16 protein-coding genes are annotated in these 18,990 nt (G+C 70.9%); 4 read left to right on the top strand and 12 right to left on the bottom strand.

All coding sequences use genetic code 11. The features are described 5' to 3' along the window. Window positions 1-38: 38 nt before the first annotated feature. Window positions 39-1,490, top strand: coding sequence for a cytosine permease (locus F8R89_RS24865; protein ID WP_151786030.1), 1,452 nt, complete (start codon window positions 39-41; stop codon window positions 1,488-1,490). Here the strand turns inward: F8R89_RS24865 and F8R89_RS24860 are convergent. From F8R89_RS24860 to F8R89_RS24850, 3 genes are all read right to left on the bottom strand, one after another. Further along, entirely contained in the window at window positions 1,487-2,575 is a 1,089-nt protein-coding gene (locus tag F8R89_RS24860) for a branched-chain amino acid aminotransferase (protein WP_151786029.1), read from the bottom strand. The genes F8R89_RS24865 and F8R89_RS24860 overlap by 4 nt on opposite strands. Window positions 2,576-2,840: 265 nt before the next feature. Further along, entirely contained in the window at window positions 2,841-3,884 is a 1,044-nt protein-coding gene (locus F8R89_RS24855; RefSeq protein ID WP_151786028.1) for a 3-isopropylmalate dehydrogenase, read from the bottom strand. Window positions 3,885-3,980: 96 nt separating this feature from the next. Continuing rightward, window positions 3,981-4,121, bottom strand: coding sequence for a hypothetical protein (locus F8R89_RS24850; RefSeq protein ID WP_107115595.1), 141 nt, complete (start codon window positions 4,119-4,121; stop codon window positions 3,981-3,983). A 336-nt stretch (window positions 4,122-4,457) separates the two neighbouring features. Here F8R89_RS24850 and F8R89_RS24845 point away from each other — a divergent pair, with 336 nt between their 5' ends. Further along, entirely contained in the window at window positions 4,458-4,664 is a 207-nt protein-coding gene (locus F8R89_RS24845) for a DUF5988 family protein (RefSeq protein ID WP_151786027.1), read from the top strand. A 66-nt stretch (window positions 4,665-4,730) separates the two neighbouring features. Here F8R89_RS24845 and pruA read toward each other — a convergent pair whose 3' ends face one another. Together pruA and F8R89_RS24835 are read right to left on the bottom strand one after the other, a co-directional pair. Further along, window positions 4,731-6,362, bottom strand: coding sequence for an L-glutamate gamma-semialdehyde dehydrogenase (gene pruA, locus F8R89_RS24840; RefSeq protein ID WP_151786026.1), 1,632 nt, complete (start codon window positions 6,360-6,362; stop codon window positions 4,731-4,733). Window positions 6,363-6,439: 77 nt separating this feature from the next. After that, complete coding sequence (locus F8R89_RS24835) at window positions 6,440-7,366, bottom strand: proline dehydrogenase family protein (RefSeq protein ID WP_151786025.1); 927 nt, start codon at window positions 7,364-7,366, stop codon at window positions 6,440-6,442. 142 nt (window positions 7,367-7,508) lie between these two features. Between F8R89_RS24835 and F8R89_RS24830 the strand changes: the two genes are divergently transcribed. After that, complete coding sequence (locus F8R89_RS24830; protein ID WP_192806220.1) at window positions 7,509-8,732, top strand: PucR family transcriptional regulator; 1,224 nt, start codon at window positions 7,509-7,511, stop codon at window positions 8,730-8,732. Here the strand turns inward: F8R89_RS24830 and F8R89_RS24825 are convergent. The 3 genes from F8R89_RS24825 to F8R89_RS24815 are packed head-to-tail and all read right to left on the bottom strand — an operon-like array spanning window position 8,729 to window position 11,854. Continuing rightward, window positions 8,729-10,807, bottom strand: a complete 2,079-nt coding sequence (locus F8R89_RS24825) for a tetratricopeptide repeat protein (RefSeq protein ID WP_151786023.1) — start codon at window positions 10,805-10,807, stop codon at window positions 8,729-8,731. The two genes, F8R89_RS24830 and F8R89_RS24825, sit on opposite strands and share 4 nt — an antisense overlap. Further along, a complete protein-coding gene (locus F8R89_RS24820) occupies window positions 10,800-11,216 on the bottom strand; it encodes a hypothetical protein (RefSeq protein ID WP_151786022.1) in 417 nt (138 codons plus the stop codon). Before F8R89_RS24820 ends, F8R89_RS24825 begins: the two co-directional genes overlap by 8 nt. A gap of 56 nt (window positions 11,217-11,272) precedes the next feature. Then, a complete protein-coding gene (locus tag F8R89_RS24815; protein WP_151786021.1) occupies window positions 11,273-11,854 on the bottom strand; it encodes a TetR/AcrR family transcriptional regulator in 582 nt (193 codons plus the stop codon). Between the two features lie 97 nt (window positions 11,855-11,951). Between F8R89_RS24815 and F8R89_RS24810 the strand changes: the two genes are divergently transcribed. Next, window positions 11,952-13,502, top strand: coding sequence for an MFS transporter (locus F8R89_RS24810; RefSeq protein WP_151786020.1), 1,551 nt, complete (start codon window positions 11,952-11,954; stop codon window positions 13,500-13,502). Window positions 13,503-13,560: 58 nt separating this feature from the next. Here F8R89_RS24810 and serA read toward each other — a convergent pair whose 3' ends face one another. The 4 genes from serA to F8R89_RS24790 all read right to left on the bottom strand — a co-directional run bounded on the left by serA (window position 13,561) and on the right by F8R89_RS24790 (window position 18,889). After that, on the bottom strand, window positions 13,561-15,150 hold the full coding sequence (gene serA, locus F8R89_RS24805; RefSeq protein ID WP_151786019.1) for a phosphoglycerate dehydrogenase: 1,590 nt from the start codon (window positions 15,148-15,150) through the stop codon (window positions 13,561-13,563). 231 nt (window positions 15,151-15,381) lie between these two features. Then, window positions 15,382-16,380: a ketol-acid reductoisomerase gene (gene ilvC, locus F8R89_RS24800; protein WP_151786018.1), complete on the bottom strand. Its 999-nt coding sequence runs from the start codon at window positions 16,378-16,380 to the stop codon at window positions 15,382-15,384. 118 nt (window positions 16,381-16,498) lie between these two features. After that, window positions 16,499-17,023 (bottom strand): acetolactate synthase small subunit, encoded by a 525-nt coding sequence (ilvN, locus tag F8R89_RS24795; protein ID WP_055624315.1) that lies wholly within the window; start codon window positions 17,021-17,023, stop codon window positions 16,499-16,501. 21 nt (window positions 17,024-17,044) lie between these two features. Further along, the gene (locus F8R89_RS24790) at window positions 17,045-18,889 is read right to left on the bottom strand and encodes an acetolactate synthase large subunit (RefSeq protein ID WP_192806219.1); all 1,845 of its coding nucleotides are present in this window, start codon (window positions 18,887-18,889) and stop codon (window positions 17,045-17,047) included. Between the last annotated feature and the right edge of the window lie 101 nt (window positions 18,890-18,990).

Here is an 18,990-nt window from a genome sequence, read left to right as displayed (position 1 = left end):
CCCAGATTGAACGCCACTCTAACCGAGGGAGATCAGCCATGCCGAGGGAACAGCGCGGAGTCGACACCATCCCGGAGGAGGAACGCACCAGCGGACCGAAGGACCTCGTCTCGATCCTGCTCGGATCGAACCTGTGCCTCGGCGTGATCGTCTTCGGCTGGCTGCCCCCGTCGTTCGGGCTCGGCTGGTGGGCCTCGGTCAGCTCGATCGTGCTCGGCACCCTGGCCGGTACGGCCCTCACCGCCCCGCTGGCCCTCGTCTCGCTGCGCACGGCGACCAACCTGTCGACCTCCTCCGGCGCCCAGTTCGGGGTGCGCGGCCGCCTGGTCGGCTCGGTGGTCGGGCTGCTGCTGGCGCTCGGGTACTCCGCGCTCACCGTGTGGATCGGCGGCGACGTGATGGTCGGCGTCCTCGGCCGCCTGACCGGCATGCCGGCGAACGACGTGTCGTACGGCGTGATCTACGCGCTGCTGGCCGCCGCGACCGTCGCGGGCGCGGTGTACGGCTACCGCGTGCTGCTCGCCATGTCCCGCGTCCTCGCGTTCGGCATGACGGCCCTGCTGGTCCTCGGCGTGCTCGCCTACGCCCCGCACTTCACGACGGCGGCGCTGCCGGAGGCGGGCGGCCATCTGCTGGGCGGCTTCTGGCCGACCTGGCTGCTGGCGGCGGTCGCGGCCGGCCTGTCGGGGCCGATCGCCTTCATCACCCTGCTCGGCGACTACACCCGCTACATCTCACCGGTCCGCCACTCCCCGCGCCGGGTGCTGCACGCCACCTGGCTCGGTCTGATCCTGGGGCTACTGGTGCCGCAGCTCTTCGGCACCTTCACGGCGTACGCGGCGCGCGCTGCGCTCGACTACGCGGGGCCGCTGGTCGACGCCTCCCCCGGCTGGTACCTGCTGCCGCTGCTGCTGGCCGCCTCGGCCGGGTCGGTCGGCAACGCGGGCCTGATGCTCTACTCCATGGGCCTGGACCTGGACGCGATCCTGCCGCGCGCCTCCCGCGCGACGGCCACGTACGCGGTCGCCGTCGTCGCCACCGTGTGCGTGTTCGCCGGTCACTACGCCTCCAGCACCCAGGACGCCATGACGTCGTTCGTCCTGCTGCTGACGGCGATCGGCACGCCCTGGGCGGTGATCACCCTCATCGGCTTCGTCCGCTGCCGGGGCGTGTACGACGCGGAGGCCCTCCAGGTGTTCAACCGCCGGGCGCGGGGCGGGATCTACTGGTACCGGGCCGGCTGGAACGTGCGGGCGACGGTGTCCTGGGCGCTGGGCGCGGTGGTGGGCGTGCTGGCGGTCGCGCTGCCGTCGTACGAGGGGCCGCTGCTGGGCCTGACCGGCGGGGTGGACTGCAGCTTCCTGCTGTCCGGTCTGGTCGGGGGTGTGGCGTACGCGCTGCTGACCGGTCGCGGCGGCGCGTCCGCGGACGGAACGGCCGCCGTGGACATGGGGTCCGCGGCGGCCGTGAAGGTCCCGTCCGAAAACTAGGCCAGCTTGTGCATCCAGCCGTGCCGGTCCTCGGACGTGCCGCGCTGGATGTCGAGGAGGGCCTGGCGCAGCTTCATCGTCACCTCGCCGGGCTCGCCCCCGCCCTGCTGCCACTGGGCGCCGGTGCGCTTGACGGTGCCGACGGGGGTGATCACCGCGGCGGTGCCGCAGGCGAAGACCTCGGTGAGGGTGCCGTTCTCCGAGTCGCGCTGCCACTGGTCGACGGAGACCCGGCCCTCCTCGGCGGTGTAGCCGAGGTCACGGGCGACCTGGAGCAGGGAGTCACGGGTGACGCCCTCCAGGATGGAGCCGGTCAGGGACGGGGTGACGATCCGGTCGCCGTACACGAAGTACAGGTTCATGCCGCCGAGTTCCTCGACCCACTTGCGCTCGACCGCGTCGAGGTAGCAGACCTGGGCGCAGCCCTCGGCGGCCGCCTCGGCCTGGGCCAGCAGGGAGGCCGCGTAGTTGCCGCCCGTCTTGGCGTCGCCCATGCCGCCGGGCACCGCGCGGACGTGGTCCTCGGAGACCCAGATCGACACCGGCTTGACGCCGCCCGGGAAGTAGGCGCCGGCCGGGGAGGCGATGACGATGAACAGGTACTCGCCGGCGGGCTTGACGCCCAGGCCGACCTCGGTGGCGAACATGAACGGACGCAGGTACAGGGACTCCTCGCCGCCGTGCGCGGGGACCCATCCCTGGTCCTGCTTCACCAGCGCGTCGCACGCCTCGATGAACGTCTCGACCGGAAGCTCGGGCATGCCGAGCCGGCGGGCCGAGCGCTGGAAGCGTTCGGCGTTCTTCTCGGGGCGGAAGGTGGCGACGGTCCCGTCGGGCTGGCGGTACGCCTTCAGGCCCTCGAAGATCTCCTGCGCGTAGTGCAGGACCATGGTGGCCGGGTCGAGGGAGAGCGGCGCGTACGGCACGAGCTGGCCGTCGTGCCAGCCGCGGCCCTCGGTCCACTTGATGGTCACCATGTGGTCGGTGAAGTGGCGGCCGAACCCCGGGTTGGCCAGGATCGCGTCGCGCTCGGCGGAGGAGAGCGGGCTGGCGGAGGGCTTGAGCTCGATCGTGGGCGTCGTCATGAGTGGTTGTCCTTCACCGGTTGTGTGTGACGGGCCGCGCTCACGCCTGTACTGCCCGTGGCCAGTGCTAGGACGTCCGAGCATTGCCTCATTCCGCGGCTCCTTGTTCGATTATCGCAAGAGCGAGCCGTGGACGAAATCGGCCTGTTCGGTGTGATCGGCGTGGTGTGCGACCCAGGGTCGATGGTGTCACCCGGCGGCGGACATGCGGAAGCCGCCGGGTGCGATGTGACCCGGCGGCTTCGAGGTGTGCGAGCGGCGCGGGTCAGCCGGCTACTCGTACGGCCAGCGCGTCGCCGATCTCCGACGTGCTGCGGGCGGGCTTGCCGGTCCGCTCGGCCAGGTCGGCGGAGACCGCCTCGTCGATCCGGGCGGCCTCGGCCTCGTAGCCGAGGTGGCGCAGGAGCAGGGCGACGGACAGGACCGTGGCGGTGGGGTCGGCCTTGCCCTGGCCGGCGATGTCGGGCGCGGAACCGTGGACCGGCTCGAACATCGAGGGGTACGCGCCGGAGGGGTTGATGTTGCCGCTCGCGGCGACGCCGATGCCACCGGAGACGGCCGCGGCGAGGTCGGTGATGATGTCGCCGAAGAGGTTGTCGGTGACGATCACGTCGAACCGCTCGGGCTGGGTCACCAGGTAGATGGTGGCCGCGTCGACGTGCATGTACTCGGTGGTGACCTCGGGGAACTCCTCGGCCACCCGGTTGAAGACGTCGGTCCACAGGTGACCGGCGAAGGTCAGCACGTTGTTCTTGTGGATCAGCGCGAGCTTCTTGCGCGGGCGGGCCTGGGCGCGGGCGAACGCGTCCCGGACGACACGCTCGACACCGAAGGCCGTGTTGACGGAGACCTCGGTGGCGACCTCGTGCTCGGTGCCCTTGCGGATGGTGCCGCCGTTGCCGGTGTACGGGCCCTCGGTGCCCTCGCGGACCACGACGAAGTCGATGCTCGGCTCACCGGCGAGCGGGGTGGCCACGCCCGGGAGGAGCTTCGAGGGGCGCAGGTTGACGTGGTGGTCGAAGGCGAAGCGGAGCTTCAGCAGGAAGCCGCGCTCCAGGACGCCGGACGGCACGGACGGGTCCCCGATGGCGCCGAGCAGGATGGCGTCGTGGCCCTTGAGGGCGTCGAGGTCGGCGTCGGTGAGGGTCTCACCGGTGGCGTGGTAGCGCCGGGCGCCGAAGTCGTACTCCTTGGTCTCCAGCTTCACATCCTGCGGGAGGACGGCGGAGAGGACCTTCAGGCCTTCGGCCACGACCTCCTGGCCGATGCCGTCACCGGGGATCACTGCGAGATCGATGCTGCGAGACATGTCGGCACCCTACTGCTCGTCCCATGGGATGACACACGCCGTCCGCCATACGGACAACGTGTGTCGGGCGAACGAGGGCCGGGGGCTACGCGCGGGCTACGCGGCCTGGTGGCCGGTGGCGCCGCCGTTGTCCCTGCGGTCGAGGGCGCGCTGGAGGGCGGCCGCGGCGTTCTTGCGGTCGCTGTCGCTGGTGCGGGAGAGGTGACGGACTCGACGGCGGGCGGTCGTCTCGGCCATGGGAAATCGACTCCTTCGGCAAGCACGGGAGTGCGGGAGGGGTTACGAGACGCCGGAAGGGGCGGGGAGCGGGCCGCAGGGGTTGCCTGCGCGGGGCCCGGCTCACGACCGCCATTCGCTGGATCGAGCGAGACGTTCGGCTCCTACAAAGCTAAGGGAGCCGGGCGCGTCTGTCTCCACAATTACTCGGACTTCCTACTATCTGAGACGGCGGATCGGGTCACACCGCGCTGAGCTGCGGTTTCCTCGTCCACCCGGCAGAGCGCGTCAGCCGGTCGGCTGATCCTCCGGGCGGTCCGGGAGGCGGCGCCGCGCCCCTCGGGGAACGCTGGGTGCATGAACGACACGGCGAAGGTGTTCCTGGAAGGCGGCCCGGACGATCTGCCCGACCGCGTCGTCCCGGCCCCGTCCCCCGGCCCGGACGTGAAAGTCGAACTGCGAAACGGCTACGAGCACTTCCGGCCGACGTCGCGCCGCACGGACACCCCGCAGGGGGAACTGCCGGTGTACGAGTGGTGGGAGCGCACGGAGATGCCCGGCTAGCGGGACGGAGACGCGGAAGGGGCCGGGCGCAGAAGCGCCCGGCCCCTTCTCACGCACGTCGGACGGTCAGCCCATGTGCGGGTACGCGTAGTCGGTCGGCGGGACCAGCGTCTCCTTGATGGCGCGGGTCAGCGTCCAGCGCATCAGGTTCTGCGGGGCACCGGCCTTGTCGTTGGTGCCGGAGGCACGGCCGCCGCCGAAGGGCTGCTGGCCGACGACGGCGCCGGTCGACTTGTCGTTGATGTAGAAGTTGCCGGCCGCGTAGCGCAGCTTCTCCATGGTGTGCGCGGTCGCCGCGCGGTCCGTCGAGATGACCGAGCCGGTCAGCGCGTACGCGGACACCGACTCCATCTGGTCCAGCATCTCCTCGTACCTGTCGTCCTCGTAGACGTGCACGGCGAGGATCGGGCCGAAGTACTCGGTCGTGAAGACCTCGTTCTCCGGGTCGGAGCACTCGATGACGGTCGGGCGGACGAAGTAGCCGACCGAGTCGTCGTAGGAGCCGCCCGCGACGATCGTGCAGGACGGGTCGGCCTGGGCGCGGTCGATGGCGGCCTTGTTCTTGGCGAAGGCGCGCTCGTCGATGACGGCGCCGATGAAGTTCGACAGGTCGGTGACGTCACCCATGGTCAGGTAGTCGACCTCGGCCGCGAACTCCTCCTTGAACCCGGAGTTCCAGATCGACGCCGGGATGTACGCCCGGGAGGTCGCCGAGCACTTCTGGCCCTGGTACTCGAAGGCGCCACGGGTCAGGGCGGTCTTCAGGACGGCGCGGTCGGCGCTCGGGTGGGCGACGACGAAGTCCTTGCCGCCGGTCTCGCCGACGATGCGCGGGTACGAGCGGTACTTCTCGATGTTGTTGCCGACCGTCTTCCACAGGTACTGGAAGGTCTTGGTCGAGCCGGTGAAGTGGATGCCCGCGAGGTCGCGGTGCTCCAGCGCCACCTTGGAGACCTCGATGCCGTCGCCGGTGACGAGGTTGATGACGCCCTTGGGCAGCCCGGCCTCCTCCAGGAGCTGCATCAGCAGCACGGCGGCGTGGGTCTGCGTCGGGGACGGCTTCCAGACGACGACGTTGCCCATGAGCGCGGGCGCGGTCGGCAGGTTGCCCGCGATGGCCGTGAAGTTGAACGGCGTGATCGCGTAGACGAAGCCCTCCAGCGGGCGGTGGTCGAGGCGGTTCCACACACCCGGGGAGTTCGCCGGGGGCTGCTCGGCGAGCAGGTCACGGGCGTACTTGACGTTGAAGCGCCAGAAGTCGACGAGCTCGCAGGGGGTGTCGATCTCGGCCTGCTGCGCGGTCTTGGACTGGCCGAGCATGGTGGAGGCGGCCAGCGTCTCGCGCCAGGGACCGGCCAGCAGCTCGGCGGCGCGCAGGATGATCGCGGCGCGGTCGTCGAAGGACATCGCGCGCCAGGCCGGCGCGGCGGCGAGGGCCGCGTCGATGGCGTCCTGGGCGTCCTGCTGGGTGGCGGTGCCGAAGGTGCCGAGGCGGGCCTTGTGGTTGTGCGGCTGCACGACGTCGATCCGCTCGCCGCCGCCCATCCGCTTCTCACCGCCGATGGTCATCGGCAGGTCGATCGGGTTCTCGGCCAGCTCCTTGAGCTTGGCCTCCAGCCGGGCGCGCTCGGGCGAGCCGGGGGCGTAGCCGTGCACCGGCTCGTTGACGGGGGTGGGGACCTGGGTCACAGCGTCCATGGGTTCCGTAACTCCTTACTGAGCGGTGTGTGTCGAGCCGTTGTGCAGGGGCCGGGGTCGGGCCGCTGTGCGGGGGCTCAGCCCTTGCTGACCATGGAGCGGACGAAGAACCGCAGGTTGGCGGGCTTCTCCGCGAGCCGCCGCATGAAGTAGCCGTACCAGTCGGTGCCGTAGGCCGTGTAGACGCGCATGCGGTGGCCCTCGGCGGCCAGGCGCAGGTGCTCGTCGCTGCGGATGCCGTACAGCATCTGGAACTCGTACTCGTCCAGTTTGCGCCCGGCGCGCCGGGCGAGCTCCTGTCCGATGGAGATCAGCCGGGGGTCGTGGGAGCCGATCATCGGGTAGCCGGAGCCCTCCATCAGGATCCTGAGGATCCGGACGTACGCCTTGTCGATGTCCTGCTTGCGCTGGAGGGCGACCTCGGCGGGCTCCTTGTAGGCGCCCTTGACCAGGCGCACCCGGCTGCCGTTCGCGGCGAGGCGGCGGGCGTCGTCCTCGGTGCGGAACAGGTAGGCCTGGATGACGCAGCCGGTCTGCGGGAAGTCCTTCCGCAGCTCCTCGTGGATGGCGAACATCGAGTCGAGGGTGGTGTGGTCCTCCGCGTCCAGCGTGACCGTCGTGCCGATGGCGGCGGCGGCCTCGACGACGGGGCGGACGTTGGCGAGGGCGAGCTCGTGGCCGCCCTCCAGCGCCTGGCCGAACATGGAGAGCTTCACGGACATCTCGACACGCTCGCCGAGCTCCAGGTCCTTGATCCGGTCGACGAGGCGCAGATAGGCGTCCCGGGCGGCGGCCGCCTGCTCGGGGCGGGTGATGTCCTCGCCGACGACGTCCATGGTCAGCTCCAGGCCCTTGCCGGTGAGCTCCTGGACGATCGGCACGATCTCGTCGACGGTCTCGCCGGGGATGAACCGGTCGACGACCTGCTTCGTCACCGGGGCCGCCGAGATCAGGCGTCGCATCCGGTCGCTGCGCGACGCGGCGAGAATCACGGGACCCAGCACGGGGCACCTCCACAGACAACGAAAGGCGGCCGCGATCCCGACCATTCGGGTACGGCACGGAGAACCACCGTGAAACCTAGGGATCCCTCCGATCGTGGGCCATCGACAGCTGTCACGCATCCGTGCCGGAGATCTCAGACAGATGTATGAAGGCCCCGGGGGAATGAGGGAGAATGCCCGGGTGACGCCCGCAGACAAGGCCGACTATCAGGAGCTCGTGGACGAGATCTCGGAGCTCCTGGGCGCCCCCGCGACGCTGGAGAACCGCGACTTCGAGCTGATCGCGTTCGGCGCGTACGACAGCGAGGACGACCTCGACGCGTCGGCCCTGGATCCCGTGCGCACCCGCTCGATCCTGACCCGGCGCTCCACGGCGGCCGTGCGGACCTGGTTCGAGGGGTTCGGCATCACCCGGGCGAGTGGCCCGGTGCGCATCCCCCGCACCCCGGAGGCCGGCGTCTACCGGGCCCGGATCTGCCTCCCGGTACGCCATCGGGGTGTCGTCCTCGGCTATGTGTGGCTGCTGGACGGCGATCCCGGCCCCACCGACCGGCAGCTGGACGACGCGATGGCGGTGACCGCGCGGATCGGCGCGCTGCTCGCGGACGAGGCGCAGCACGGGGCGGACCTCAGCCGGGAGCTGCGCGCGGTGCTGACCGCGGAGCGCGGCTGGCAGAGCGACATGGCGGTGGCCGAGCTGCGCACGGCGCTCGGCTCGCGCGCGGACGGCGTCCACACGGTGGTCTGTGTGGCGCCCTGGCCCTCGGCACACCCGGACGACGCCCCGTCGGTCCGGACGGTCCCGCACGCGACCGCGCTGTGCACGGTGCCGTGGGGCGCGGCCGGGCACAGCCTCGCCGTCCTCGTCCGGCTGCGCTCGGCGGACGTGCGGACGGCGGCGCACGCGGCGGCGGCCCGGCTGCTGAAGGACGACACGGGTCCGGCCCGCCCGGCGGCCGGCCTCGGTGAACCGCGCACCGGGCTCGCCGAGTTGGCCGGGTCCTGGCGGGAGGCGTCGGCGGCGGCCCGCGCGGCGCTGGCGGAGCCGCGGCTGGGTCCGGTGGCCGAGTGGTCGCGCGTCGGCCCGTACCGCCTGCTGACCGCGCTGCCTCCGGAGGCGTCCCGCGACGCGGCGATCGCCCCGCTCCTGTCCCCCGCCCAGCGCGAACTGGCGCACACCGCCGAGGTCTACCTGGACCGCGCGGGCCAGGCGGGCCGCACGGCCGCCGAACTCGGCATCCACCGCCAGACCCTGTACTACCGCCTCTCCCGCGTCGAACAGCTCACGGGCCTGGACCTGGACGACGGCGAGGACCGGCTGCTGCTGCACATGGTCCTGAAGGGACGCAGGCTCGACTCCCCCTAGCGGGCGACGGCCTCCGCTCGCCAGTGGTCGACGTTGCCCCGCAGGACGGACACGTCCACGTCGTCGAAGCCCAGCGGCCCGAGATCGTGGTCGAGCAGCCCGGCGAACGCGTCGGCCGCTCCGGCGGCGTCCCCCTCCTTGGCCCGGAGCATGCCGAGGAACCAGCGGGTCGTGAGCGTGTTCGGATGGCCGGGCCCGGACGCGCGTTCCTGCTCCGCGAGGCGCTGCTCGTAGGCGGGGAGTGTGCCGGGGTGGTCGGGGCTGAGGATCGGGTACTGGCCCGCGCGTGCCTCCGTGGACGCGGCGGCGGCTCCGTGCGTGTCGCCCTGCCGCTCCCGCCACTGGGCGAGGCTCTTGCGGGTGGCGAGCGTGGCGGTGTGGCCGGGGCCCAGCACCCGCTCGTAGTCGGCACTCAGGCGGGTGAAGGCGGAGACCGCTCCCGCCACATCCCCGGAGTCGCCCCGCAGCCAGGCGAGTTCGTAGCGGGTGTCCAGGACCTCGGGGTGATCGGGGCCGAAGATCCGCTCCTGGTCCGCGCACAGGGCACGGAACGCCGCGGCGGCTCCGGCCTTGTCCCCTGCCTGGGCCCGCAGCCAGGCGAGGTTGTGACGGATACCGAGGGTGCCCTCGTCGTCCGGGCCCACGACCCGGGCCGCGTCGACGGCCAGCGCCTCCAGGATCTCCACCGCTCCCGCGTGGTCCCCCGCCTCGGCGTGCAGGGTGGCGAGCTGGGCCCGGGCAGAGAGCACCTCGGGGTCGTCGGCACCCTTCTCCCGGGTCAGCACGGCGATCTCCCGCTCGTGCTCGGCGGCCATCGCCGTGAGGACCTCCGCCTCCCGGAACAGGTCGGCGGGGGTCTTCAGCCCGGTGACCCAGTCCGGGGAGTCGGAGCGCTGGTGACGGCACATGTGGGGCAGGAAGACCTCGACGAAGTGGACGCGCCAGCTGTGGTGCGCCTTGCGGTACCGGACGTCGCGGTCCTCCCACATGAACGGGCCGTACGCCGGTGCCAGCACTTCCTCGCGCACCCGCTGGACGTACTGCTGGATGTAGGGCAGGCGCAGCGAGGTGGTCATCAGGCGCCGCGAGGCGCCGTCGTCACCGCGCCGGAACGCGAGGTCCCCGAGGATCGCGATGGCCGAGTAGTAGGCCTCGCACGCCTCGGTCGCGCGGCGTGCGCCGTGCCAGGCCGTCACGCGGTGCCGGCCGTCCCACTTGAGCCGTCCGAGGGTGCCCAGCAGGCCGGTGGGCCGTTTGTTCGTCATGAGCCACACGCCCACGAAGTAGTTGAAGCATGTCGTGAACGTCGCCGCGTCCGCCCGGAGCTCCTCGTTCTCCTCGTCGGAGATCCGCAGATGCGGGGCGAGGCGCTCGGAGAGGAACGCCTCCGTCTCACGGCCCTCCACGGACAGCAGATCCCCGTGGTCGAGGTGGGCGAGCTCGTGCGCGAGGGCGAAGGTCATCGCGGCGATATAGAAGTCACGCGGCCCACGCGCGTGCGTGGTGGCCCCGTGCTGCATCGCGACGTCGAGCGCGCTCAGCGACACCGGCCCGCCGTCGGGCACCTCCAGGGCGCGCACATAGCGCTGAAGGTTGAGGGCGAGCGATTCCTGCGCGTGCATGGTGGCCGCCTCCCATCCGCGGGGAAGCGCCTCGGGCTCGTAGGGGTGTGCCAGTTCCAGGCCCCAGGCGATCTCGGCGGTCAGCTGGACGGCGGCCGGGGAGATGCCGATGAGGTGGCCGGGCGTCCCTCCGGGACTGGCGAAGACCCGTGATTCGAGCGCGCCGGAGGGCAGCACGAACGCCTCGACGGAGCCGGCCAGTTCGGCCGCGCGGTCCCGGTCCTCCGGGGGGAACGTGGCAAGGAGTCCGTCGAGCAGCCCGCGCACTTGGGGCTGGGTGTGGGCGAAGTACATCTCCCACGCACGCTCCGGGTCCTCCTCACCGGTGGCCCGGCGCAGATGGGCGAAGTCGGCGAAGGTGAGGCTCATCTCGCGTGCCTCCGCCATCAGTTCCGGGTTCTGGTGGTGGGCGAACAGGACGCTGCGGCCGGGGTCGCCGCCCGGGTCAGGCACCGGAACCGCCGCTGCCCTGGCCCGTGCCGTCACCGCCGCGCGCGGGGAGCGCCGCGGTGATGACGTCGGTCAGCCCGGCGCCGTCGCGCACGGTCACCTCGCCCGACTTCGAGCGGACGACGACGAGGCCGCGCGGCAGGGCCGAGTCCTGCCGGATGGTGATCCGTCTGCCGATCGCGTCGATCACGACGCCCTTGCTCCACGCCTTGCGCAGGGTGTTGACCAGATAGGCGAGCGCGTGCGTCGCGACCGAGCCGATCAGCAGCACGTCGCCCAGGGGGACGGTGCCGCGGGCCTCGACGTCCTTGGCGACGCTCTCGGCCTGGCTGAACGCCTCCCTGGCGGCAGCCAGCGACTCCGGATCTCCGGGCGCGAAGACGTTCACCTGGATCCGATCGGTCCCCACCACGTCCACTCGATCCCCCATTGAGCGTACGAACTCGGTCAACGCGACTGTAACGCAGATCACTTACCCGGACGGGCGGCTTCCATCACCCGGCGCAGGCCCTCCGTGAGGTGGGCCGCATCCGGGGCGCGGTCGGGGTCGAAGGTCCACTGCATCATCAGTCCCATGAGCAGGGTCGTGTAGAACTCGCCGAGGGTGTCCGCGGCGTCCTGGGTGACGTCGTCCTCGGAGCCGCCCACGAAGAGCGCGACGATGCCGCGCGAGGCCTCCCGCTGAGCCTCCGCCAGATGAGCCCTGACCTCGGGCAGTTCGTCACCCATGGCCACGATCTCCACGCTGAGCCGCCACAGCGAGCCGGGGTCCTTCATGGTGCCGATGATGTTGGACCACACCTCCTCGAAGCGGTCCAGGGACCCCGGTTCACCCCGGATGCCGTCCACCCCGTCGAAGGCCTCGGACATCCCCTCGACCAGGGAGACGTACGCCTGGGCGAGCAGCGCGTCCTTCGAGCCGTAGTGGTAGCCGATCGAGGCCAGGTTGGTCCCCGACTCCTTGACGATGTCGCGCGCGGTCGTGCGCGCGAACCCCTTCGCCAGCAGGCAGCGCTTGGCGCCTTCGAGCAGATCCTCACGGTGTCCCATACGGCACACCCTACCGCCGATCCATACAGCCGTCCTATACAGCCGTCCTATACAACCGTTCTAGACAAGCGTTTGAGACGCGCGTACATTCACCGTCATGACTTCCGAAGCGAAGAGCACCACCCCTGCCAACGCCCGCGCCGGGCGCCGTGAATGGACCGCCCTGGGCGTCCTGATGCTGCCGCTGCTGCTGGTCTCCATGGACGTCTCCGTCCTCTACTTCGCCATCCCGGCGATCAGCGCGGACCTGCGGCCCAGCGGCACCCAGCAGCTGTGGATCTTCGACATCTACGCCTTCGTCCTCGCCGGACTGCTGATGACGATGGGCTCGCTCGGCGACCGCGTCGGACACCGCCGGCTGCTGCTCGCCGGCGCCGCCGCCTTCGGTGCCGCCTCGCTGGCGGCGGCCTACGCCGGCAGCGCCGAGATGCTGATCGCGGCCCGCGCGGTCCTCGGCGTCGGCGGCGCGACCCTCATGCCGTCCACCATGGCCATGCTGCGCGCGATGTTCACCGACCCCGGGCAGCGCGCGAAGGCGATCGGCCTGTGGTCGGGCGTGATGACGGCGGGCATCGCCCTGGGCTCCGTGATGAGCGGGGTGCTGGTGGAGTTCTTCTGGTGGGGCTCGGTCTTCCTGGTCAACCTGCCCGCGATGGCCCTGCTGCTGGTCCTCGGCCCGCTGCTGCTCCCCGAGTCGCGGACGGCCCGCCCCGGCCGCTTCGACCTGCTGAGCGTCCCGCTGTCGCTGGCCGCGGTGCTGCCCGTGATCTACGGGCTGAAGGAGATCCCCTCCGAGGGCTGGAACGTCCGCTACGTCGTCTCGATCACCGTCGGCCTGCTCTTCGCCGCCCTGTTCGTGCACCGCCAGCGCACGGCCGCCGCCCCGATGATCTCCCCCGCGCTGTTCCGTGGGCGGGGCTTCGCGCCCTCGGTCGCCCTGAACCTGCTCTCGGCGTTCGGGGTGATGGGGTCCGCCTACTTCACCACGCAGTACCTGCAGTCGGTGCTCGGCAGGAGCGCCCTGGAGGCGGCCCTGTGGGCGCTGCTGCCGTCCGTGCCGATCGGCGCGGCCGCCCCGATCGCCGGGGCGCTGGTGAGCCGGGGCGTGCCCCGGGCCCATGTCGTCACGGTGGGCTTCGCCGTGGCCTCCGCGGGCTTCGTGGTGCTGTCCCTCGCGGGCACCGACTCGCTGGCCGTGGTGCTCACGGCCAGCGCGATCCTCGCGGTCGGCGCCGTCGTCGTGATGTCCCAGATCATGGACCTGGCCCTGGGCACCGTCCCCGTGGAGCGGGCGGGCGCCGCGTCCTCCCTGATGGAGACGTCCAGCGAGTTCGGCGGGGCGATGGGCATGGCGGTGCTCGGGTCGATCGGTGCCGCGGTCTACCGCCACGAGATCCCCGCGTCGGCGCCGGACGCGGCCCGGGAGACCCTGGGCGGCGCGCTCACCGTCGCGGACGGGGTGCCGGGGCTGGCGGCGGCCGCACGGGAGGCGTTCACCAGCGGGATGCAGGGCGCGGCGATCGCCGGGGCCGTGGTGCTGGCCGGGGCGGCGGTGCTGGCCGGCCTCACCCTGCGGCGGGTCCGCGACGGTGAGCGGACATGCGGAACGCCGGACGAGCCGAGCACGCTCAGCCCGTCCGGCGTATGAGGACGGAACCCCTCCGGGGCGCCGGGGCGGGCCGGGACGACTGTCCCGGCCCGTCGGCTCAGGTCAGGTTCACCGCACGCGCGGACGTCGCGCCGATCTCGGCCGCGACCTCGGTCAGCACCCCGGCGGGCACCGTGTCGTCGACGGTGAGGACGGCCAGCGCCTCGCCGCCGGCCACGGCCCGGGAGACCTGCATGCCGGCGATGTTGAGACCGGCCTCGCCGAGGATGCGGCCGACGGTCCCGACGACACCGGGCCGGTCCTCGTACCGCAGGACCGCCATGTGGTCGGCCAGCGCGAGGTCCACGTCGTACTCGCCGACGGCGACGATCTTCTGGAGGTGCTTCGGGCCGGCCAGCGTGCCGGAGACCGACACCTCCTCGCCGTTCGCGAGGGTGCCGCGCACGGTGACCACGTTGCGGTGCTCGGCCGACTCGGAGCTGGTCGTCAGCCGCACCTCGACGCCGCGCTCCTGCGCGAACAGCGGGGCGTTGACGTACGACACGGTCTCGTCGACGACGTCCTCGAAGACACCCTTGAGGGCGGACAGCTCCAGGACCTTCACGTCGTGCTGGGTGATCTCGCCGTACACCTCGACGTCGAGGCGGACCGCGACCTCACCGGCGAGCGCCGTGAAGATGCGGCCGAGGCGCTCGGCGAGCGGCAGGCCCGGCTTGACGTCCTCGGCGATGACGCCGCCCTGGACGTTCACCGCGTCGGGGACCAGCTCACCGGCGAGCGCGAGCCGCACGGAGCGGGCGACGGCGATGCCGGCCTTCTCCTGCGCCTCGTCGGTGGAGGCGCCCAGGTGGGGGGTGCTGACGACCTGGTCGAACTCGAACAGCGGGGAGTCCGTGCAGGGTTCCTTCGCGTACACGTCGAGGCCGGCGCCGGCGACGCGGCCCTCCTTGAGGGCGGAGTACAGCGCCTCCTCGTCGACGATGCCGCCGCGCGCGGCGTTGACGATGCGCACGCTCGGCTTGACCTTGCGCAGCGCCTCGTCGCCGATCAGGCCGACCGTCTCGGGGGTCTTCGGCAGGTGGACGGTGATGAAGTCGGAGACCTCGAGCAGCTCGTCCAGGGACAGCACCTTGACGCCCATCTGCGCGGCGCGGGCCGGCTGGATGTAGGGGTCGTAGGCGACGACCTTCATGCCGAAGGCGGACATGCGCTGGGCGACGAGCGCGCCGATGCGGCCGAGGCCGACCACGCCGAGCGTCTTCTCGGCCAGCTCCACGCCGGTGTACTTGCTGCGCTTCCACTCGCCGTTCTTCAGCGCGGCGTTGGCCTGCGGGATGTTGCGGGCGGTGGCGAGCAGCAGACCGCAGGCCAGCTCGGCGGCGGTCACGATGTTCGAGGTGGGGGCGTTGACGACCATCACGCCGGCCTTGGTGGCGGCGGAGACGTCGACGTTGTCCAGGCCGACGCCGGCTCGTGCGACGACCTTCAGCTTGTTCGCGGCGGCGATCGCCTCGGCGTCGACCTTGGTCGCGGAGCGGATCAGGATCGCGTCCACGTCGGCGATGGCGGGCAGCAGCTCGGCCCGGTCCGCGCCGTTGCAATGCCGGATCTCGAAGTCCGGACCAAGCGCGTCCACGGTCGCGGGCGAAAGCTCTTCAGCGATGAGTACGACGGGTTTCGAGCTCACGTGAGTCCTCACAAGTCCATTGCGGACGGCCGTCCCGACGGCCGCAGGCGGTGGAGGGTTGCTAGCCGCGTGGAAGACGCACGACGCTGTGGGCCTGACGCGTATGTAGTACGGCAGTGTAGTGCCGTGACGGAGACGGTCTCACGCCTCCGTGGAAGGATCACTCGTCCGTGGTGGGACGAGGTGGACAAGAGGGCCGGAGCGGCTGCTCCGGCCCTGTCGCCCTGAGGCTCACGCCTCCTCGTTCACCCAGCTCATGAGCTTGCGCAGCTCCTTGCCGGTGGTCTCCAGCAGGTGCTCGGAGTCCTGCTGCTTGTACTCGTTGTACTTCTTCAGGCCGCCGTGGTACTCGTCCATCCACTGCTGCGCGAAGGTGCCGTCCTGGATCTCGCCGAGGACCTTCTTCATCTCCGCCTTGGTGGCGTCGGTGATGATCCGCGGGCCGGTGACGTAGTCGCCCCACTCGGCGGTCTCGGAGATCGACCAGCGCATCTTCTCCAGGCCGCCCTCGTACATGAGGTCCACGATCAGCTTCAGCTCGTGCAGGCACTCGAAGTACGCGATCTCCGGCTGGTAGCCGGCCTCGGTCAGCGTCTCGAAGCCGGCCTTGACCAGCGCGGCCGTACCACCGCAGAGGACGGCCTGCTCACCGAACAGGTCGGTCTCGGTCTCCTCGGTGAAGGTCGTCTTGATGACGCCGGCGCGGGTGCCGCCGATGCCCTTGGCGTACGACAGGGCGAGCGCGAAGCCGTTGCCGGAGGCGTCCTGCTCGACGGCCGCGATGCACGGGACGCCGCGGCCCTCCTCGTACTGACGGCGCACCAGGTGGCCCGGGCCCTTGGGGGCGACCATGCAGACGTCCACGCCGGCCGGGGGCTTGATGAAGCCGAAGCGGATGTTGAAGCCGTGGCCGAAGAACAGGGCGTCGCCGTCGTTGAGGTTGTCCTTGATGGACTCCTCGTAGACCTGGGCCTGGATCGGGTCCGGGACGAGGATCATGATGACGTCGGCCTCGGCGGCGGCCTCGGCGGGCGTCACCACGCGCAGGCCCTGCTCCTCGGCCTTCGCCTTGGACTTGGAGCCCTCGTGCAGACCGACGCGGACGTCGACACCCGAGTCGCGCAGCGACAGCGCGTGGGCGTGGCCCTGGCTGCCGTAACCGATGACCGCGACCTTGCGGCCCTGGATGATGGACAGGTCGGCGTCGGCGTCGTAGAACAGCTCGGCCACTTTGGGTTCTCTCCTTGGGTGCAGGTGTTGCGTCCCACCGTATGACGGTGGGGGTGGGGGAGGTCTCGGGGTCTCGGAATGCGGGCGGCCGGATTCCCCCGGCCGCCCGAACGGCGTCCTACGCCGACCGGTCCAGGGCGCGCAGCGACCGGTCCGTGATCGAACGGGCGCCGCGGCCGATGGCGATCGTGCCGGACTGGACGAGCTCCTTGATGCCGAAGGGCTCCAGCATCTTCAGCATGGCCTCCAGCTTGTCGCTGGAGCCGGTGGCCTCGATCGTGACGGCCTCCGGGGAGACGTCGACGGTCTTGGCGCGGAACAGCTGGACGATCTCGACGATCTGGGAGCGGGTCTCGTTGTCGGCGCGGACCTTCACGAGGACGAGTTCACGCTGGACGGCCGATCCGGGCTCCAGCTCGACGATCTTCAGCACGTTGACGAGCTTGTTGAGCTGCTTCGTGACCTGCTCGAGCGGGAAGTCCTCGACGCTGACCACGATGGTGATGCGGGAGATGTCGGGGTGCTCGGTGACACCGACCGCGAGCGAGTCGATGTTGAAGCCGCGTCGGGAGAACAGGGCGGCGATCCGGGCCAGGATGCCCGGCGTGTTCTCCACCAGGACGGAGAGCGTGTGCTTGGACATGATCTTTTACGTCTCTCTCGCTCAGTCGTCTTCGTTGTCGCCGAAGTCGGGGCGGACGTCCCGGGCGGCCATGATCTCGTCGTTGGAGGTGCCGGCGGCGACCATCGGCCACACCATGGCGTCCTCGTGGACGATGAAGTCGACGACGACGGGGCGGTCGTTGATGGAGTTCGCCTCCTCGATCACCTTGTCCAGCTCGTCCGGCGACTCGCAGCGCAGGCCGACACAGCCCATGGCCTCGGCGAGCTTGACGAAGTCCGGCACGCGCGTGCCCTTGGCCTGCGGGTTGACGTCGTCCGGGCCGGAGTGCAGCACGGTGTTGGAGTAGCGCTGGTTGTAGAACAGGGTCTGCCACTGGCGGACCATCCCGAGGGCGCCGTTGTTGATGATGGCGACCTTGATCGGGATGTTGTTCAGGGCGCAGGTGGTGAGTTCCTGGTTGGTCATCTGGAAGCAGCCGTCGCCGTCGATCGCCCAGACGGTCTGCTCCGGGACGCCGGCCTTGGCGCCCATGGCGGCCGGCACCGCGTAGCCCATCGTCCCGGCGCCGCCGGAGTTCAGCCAGGTGGCGGGCTTCTCGTACTGGACGAAGTGCGCGGCCCACATCTGGTGCTGGCCGACGCCCGCCGCGAAGACGGTGCCCTCGGGGGCGAGCCGGCCGATGCGCTCGATGACCTGCTGCGGGGAGAGCGAGCCGTCCTGGGGCAGGTCGTAGCCGAGCGGGTAGGTGTCGCGCCAGCGGCTGAGGTCGTTCCACCAGGCGGTGTAGTCGCCCCGGTGGCCGTCGGCCTGCTCCTTCTGGACGGCCTGGACGAGGTCGGCGATGACCTCGCGCGCGTCCCCGACGATCGGCACGTCGGCGGCGCGGTTCTTGCCGATCTCGGCGGGGTCGATGTCGGCGTGGACGATCTTGGCGTACGGGGCGAAGCTGTCCAGCTTGCCGGTGACGCGGTCGTCGAAGCGGGCTCCGAGGGCGACGATCAGGTCGGCCTTCTGCAGCGCGGTGACGGCGGTGACCGAACCGTGCATGCCCGGCATTCCCACGTGCAGCGGGTGGCTGTCGGGGAATGCGCCGAGCGCCATCAGTGTGGTGGTGACGGGCGCTCCGGTGAGTTCCGCGAGGACCTTCAGCTCGGCGGTGGCGCCGGCCTTGATGACGCCGCCGCCGACGTAGAGGACGGGCCGCTTCGCGGAGGTGATGAGCTTGGCGGCCTCCCGGATCTGCTTGGCGTGCGGCTTGGTGACGGGCCGGTAGCCGGGCAGGTCCATGACGGGCGGCCAGGTGAAGGTGGTCTTCGCCTGGAGGATGTCCTTGGGGATGTCGACCAGGACCGGTCCCGGGCGGCCGGTGGAGGCGATGTGGAACGCCTGCGCGATCGTCCGGGGGATGTCCTCCGCCTTGGTGACGAGGAAGCTGTGCTTGGTGATCGGCATGGTGATGCCGACGATGTCCGCCTCCTGGAAGGCGTCGGTGCCGATCGCCTTGGAGACGACCTGCCCGGTGATCGCGACGAGCGGCACGGAGTCCATGTGCGCGTCGGCGATCGGCGTGACCAGGTTGGTGGCGCCCGGACCGGACGTCGCCATGCACACCCCGACCTTGCCGGTGGCCTGCGCGTACCCCGTGGCCGCGTGGCCGGCGCCCTGCTCGTGGCGGACCAGCACGTGGCGGACCCGGGTGGAGTCCATCAGGGGGTCGTACGCCGGCAGGATGGTGCCCCCGGGGATGCCGAACACGGTGTCGGCGCCGACCTCCTCGAGCGAGCGGATGAGGGACTGCGCACCCGTGACGTGCTCGGGCATGGACTGCTGTCCTCCGGATCGGGGCCGGGGCTGTGGGTGAGCCCCGGAGGCCTGCTCGGTCATCGGCATTCTCTTCTCGATGCTGAGGGTTTTTGCGAGGTTTGGGCGGAGTTTCGGCGTCGCACCACAGGTGCTGGTGCAACAAAAAACCCCTCGTGCCATAA

The organism is Streptomyces sp. SS1-1 (genome assembly GCF_008973465.1).
GTDB lineage: Bacteria > Actinomycetota > Actinomycetes > Streptomycetales > Streptomycetaceae > Streptomyces.
Note: the sequence above shows the minus strand (reverse complement) of the source record. Positions and strands in the feature narration are given on the sequence as shown.

Bases quoted from the DNA above. Each gene is read 5' to 3' on its own strand.
- F8R89_RS24865 (WP_151786030.1), top strand. From the start codon at position 39: ATGCCGAGGGAACAGCGCGGAGTCGACACCATCCCGGAGGAGGAACGC.
- F8R89_RS24860 (WP_151786029.1), bottom strand. From the start codon at position 2,575: ATGACGACGCCCACGATCGAGCTCAAGCCCTCCGCCAGCCCGCTCTCC.
- F8R89_RS24855 (WP_151786028.1), bottom strand. From the start codon at position 3,884: ATGTCTCGCAGCATCGATCTCGCAGTGATCCCCGGTGACGGCATCGGC.
- F8R89_RS24850 (WP_107115595.1), bottom strand. From the start codon at position 4,121: ATGGCCGAGACGACCGCCCGCCGTCGAGTCCGTCACCTCTCCCGCACC.
- F8R89_RS24845 (WP_151786027.1), top strand. From the start codon at position 4,458: ATGAACGACACGGCGAAGGTGTTCCTGGAAGGCGGCCCGGACGATCTG.
- pruA (WP_151786026.1), bottom strand. From the start codon at position 6,362: ATGGACGCTGTGACCCAGGTCCCCACCCCCGTCAACGAGCCGGTGCAC.
- F8R89_RS24830 (WP_192806220.1), top strand. From the start codon at position 7,509: ATGTATGAAGGCCCCGGGGGAATGAGGGAGAATGCCCGGGTGACGCCC.
- F8R89_RS24815 (WP_151786021.1), bottom strand. From the start codon at position 11,854: ATGGGACACCGTGAGGATCTGCTCGAAGGCGCCAAGCGCTGCCTGCTG.
- F8R89_RS24810 (WP_151786020.1), top strand. From the start codon at position 11,952: ATGACTTCCGAAGCGAAGAGCACCACCCCTGCCAACGCCCGCGCCGGG.
- ilvN (WP_055624315.1), bottom strand. From the start codon at position 17,023: ATGTCCAAGCACACGCTCTCCGTCCTGGTGGAGAACACGCCGGGCATC.
- F8R89_RS24790 (WP_192806219.1), bottom strand. From the start codon at position 18,889: ATGACCGAGCAGGCCTCCGGGGCTCACCCACAGCCCCGGCCCCGATCC.